General features: G+C 63.2%; 2 protein-coding genes and 2 pseudogenes. All 4 read right to left on the bottom strand.

What is annotated here, in order from left to right; translation table 11 throughout:
* Positions 1-210, bottom strand: a pseudogene (locus AC1D00_RS34915) (hypothetical protein); the annotation flags it as partial.
* A 23-nt stretch (positions 211-233) separates the two neighbouring features.
* Positions 234-854, bottom strand: coding sequence for a hypothetical protein (locus AC1D00_RS34910; RefSeq protein WP_167771233.1), 621 nt, complete (start codon positions 852-854; stop codon positions 234-236).
* Complete coding sequence (locus AC1D00_RS34905) at positions 851-1,921, bottom strand: TAXI family TRAP transporter solute-binding subunit (RefSeq protein ID WP_477013810.1); 1,071 nt, start codon at positions 1,919-1,921, stop codon at positions 851-853. The genes AC1D00_RS34910 and AC1D00_RS34905 overlap by 4 nt, the downstream gene beginning before the upstream one ends.
* Positions 1,922-1,986: 65 nt before the next feature.
* Positions 1,987-2,825: pseudogene (locus AC1D00_RS34900) on the bottom strand (hypothetical protein); the annotation flags it as partial.

The following is a 2,825-nucleotide window of genomic DNA, read 5'->3' as shown; positions in this document are numbered from 1 at the left end:
AAACGCGGAGTGTTTCCGCGTCGCCGTCGTCGGCTTCGCTGCCTGTTGCCTTGCATGGCTCGCCTTATGCGGGACGGGTTGCCCGTCTGCCGGCGTCCAGTATTTTCCGCCCTGCTCAGCGGCCGAAAACGATGCGGAAACCAGAACGACGATCGCTGCCATCACGACCGCTTTGCCAAGATGTTGAAATCTGATCATTACCACCTCCATCGAAGAAAATCATAAGCGCACCATCAACGATTTGGTGTCGCGATCGCGCGCGGCCATTTGCAAGCCGCGGCGATCTTCGCGCGCGCCGCGTCCAGCCCGGCGAGGGAGAACATTCCGTCACGGGCAACGCCGCCCCGTGGTGAGAGCAGGACAATAAGCTCCCCGCCGTCTGGAAGCGACTGCAGCAAGCGAACGACGTCCCCGGTGAACGCGACGCCGGGACCGAATGCCGGGACGGCTGCCGCAACCTGCACCGCCGGGTTGTCATTGACGCGATAGGAAATTGCATCCTCACCGCCTCCGCGGGAGATGCCGGGGCCCGCGAGGGCCAGCTCCGTCCGGCCGCCGCGACAGCGGATCGATAATTGCATCGCGGATTCGCCGGTCTCGCCGCGCGACGATGTCGTGGCGGTCGCGATCGGTGAGTAGTCGATGGGGGAGGTCGTCTGGCTGACGATCCATTCGTCTTCGGGCGTCAGGCGAGGCTGAGGCGCGGTGGTACGCGTCAATCTATTCAGACACGCCAGGCGCTCCGCGTGGTCCTTCTGAAGGCAGGAACGGAGCTGCGTCATGGGATCCTGGGCCAACGCGGTGCCGCCTGTACCGCCGAGTGCGATAAGAAGAAGGACCGCCGCGCGCTTCATTGCGATGCTTGTGTTGCACGGGGCTGGCGATCCAGCCACGCCTGCGCCGCAGGGACGCGCGCAAGACCCGGGACTGTCGCAGCGAGGTTGATGGATTTCCACTTCGGATCGAACCCGGGCGCCTGCAATCTGTCGATCCGGGAGAACAGGTGGTCGATGAAGCGCGCGACGCGCTCGGAGCGGTTCGAGTTGGCCGGCCAATTGAACGCGACCAGAGCGGTCGGCACCGCGATCGTTGAAACCCGTTCGCCCGGTTTGATCAGACCGGGATAGTCGGCTTCACCGAGGGCAGCGGGAAGATAGTAGTCCTCGAACCTGCCGTCGTAGGGGAGGGGCAGGAACTTGAATCCCGGCTCCCAGCGCCCCCGCACGAAGGCATCCACYGGCTTCGATGTAATGAAGACAACGGCTGCCATCTCGCCCTTGCGCATCTGCTCGAGCGCGACCTGGTGCGGAATGAACGTCTTTTCCACCTCGAGGTTGAGGCGGCTGAAGATCAGCGGCCCCGAATAGGCCGCAGCGGTGCCCTGCGTATTGAAATTGACCTTCTTGCCGGCGAGATCGCTCAAGCTCTGAATCTCCGGCCGAACGAAGATATGCAGCTCGGACGGGAACAGATTCAGGACATACGCAATTCGTCGCTGGATGTCCGGCACCTGGCTCTTGTACTCCTCGAGCGCGTCGGAGTTGATGATTGCGGCATCGATGCCTCGCAAATAGAGCAGGGAATTCACGTTTTCAGTGGCCCCTCGGGTGACCACCGGCAGGACATGGAGGTTATCCCCATCGTCGACCACACGCGCGATCTCCGCCGCCAGGCGGATCGGCGCGCCCTCGAGAAGACCTCCGGCCAGGCCGATCGTCCAGGCGTTCATGGCGGTCACCTCAGGCCTTGGCTGCGGCGGCTCGGGCCGTGCCAGACGGACCTTGTGAGGCCGAATGTCTTGCGGCCGCGCATCCGCCCAGGGTTGAATGGCCAGGAGCAATGATGCGAGCGCCACGAGCAACAGCAGCCGTTGCAATTCCATGAATCTTTTCATCAACGAACTCCTTGACGCACGCTGCATCCGTGTCTGCGCTTTCGATCCTTGATGGCGCACGTCGGCCTGGAAAATCGCATCATAAGACCGTGCTATCGGCGCAACGCGTCGAATCGCGCCTTCGCTTCCTTGATTCCTCCAGCTTCGGCCCGCGCATAGAGATTTTGCGCTCTCGTGGGATCGCCTTGCGTTCCATACGTACCGAAATTCGGAAGGATCAGCGGATCGTAGGTTTCTGCGAGCACGAAGCTTGCTCGAGCGCTGCCCATCTCCGCGGCGCGTTCCAGCACGATCCGCGCCGCGCCGATGTTTCCCTGTTCAAGCAGTACGCTCGCGCGCGCAACCAATTTCGCCGCTTGCACCCCTTCGTTGGGATTGACTTCGTTAGGCTTGACTTCTTTAGGATTGACCTGGGCGGCGCCCTGRCTGCGCGCCGCTATGTCCTGGTCTTGGACTGGCTTGTCTCTGACCGGTTTGTCTTGGACTGGTTTGTCTTGGACTGGTTTGTCCTGGACGGCCCGGTTCTGGATTGGCCGTGCGGGCGCTGCCAGCGGCTCCTCGCGCACGGCCTTGCCGGTGGTAGCCGGCGGAGACGCGGCGGAGGGAATCTTCGCCGCAAGCGCGCCGTTGTCTCGATGCGCCGATGCGAGATCCCTTTCCAGTCCCTCGGCCCGCTCGCGTTCACGCTGCAACAAGCTGCGCAGCTCGGCCGAGTCGCGCTCTCCGGCTTGCTTGATCCTTGCGGTTTCCTCGGTTGCCTTGGACGCGCGCTCGGTCTGCGCGTCGAGATCGCGGCTTGCTTTCGCGAGATCCCGGGCCAGTTGGTCAGCCCGCTGTCGCTCGCGTTGCGATTGCGCCAGGGAGGCGGTATTGTTCGCCTCAGCCTGCTTGAGCTGTGCTGCTTCCCCGCTGGCTTTGGCCGCTTGAGCCT

This window comes from Bradyrhizobium sp. P2_E8 (genome assembly GCF_056403875.1).
The sequence above is the reverse complement of the archived record's forward strand: the minus strand, read 5'-3'. Positions and strand labels throughout refer to the sequence as shown.